The sequence below is a fragment of the Pseudomonas sp. FA-1 genome (assembly GCF_056856075.1).
Genome location: NZ_JBWXTH010000090.1, coordinates 1 through 230 on the forward strand (window position 1 = coordinate 1; position 230 = coordinate 230).

2 tRNA genes are annotated in these 230 nt (G+C 58.7%); both read right to left on the bottom strand.

From position 1 onward, the window contains the following. A tRNA-Glu gene (locus AC1MHZ_RS23550) sits at positions 1 to 76 on the bottom strand. A 78-nt stretch (positions 77 to 154) separates the two neighbouring features. Continuing rightward, positions 155 to 230, bottom strand: a tRNA-Ala gene (locus AC1MHZ_RS23555).

Sequence of the window (230 nt, forward strand, 5' to 3'; positions counted from 1 at the left end):
TGGCGTCCCCTAGGGGACTCGAACCCCTGTTACCGCCGTGAAAGGGCGGTGTCCTAGGCCACTAGACGAAGGGGACGAACCTTCTACCTTCAAGACCGATTTGCTGGAACCGATCTTTCTTCCCGACCAACCTGACTGATCGTGAAGCGGAATTTGGTGGAGCTAAGCGGGATCGAACCGCTGACCTCCTGCATGCCATGCAGGCGCTCTCCCAGCTGAGCTATAGCCCC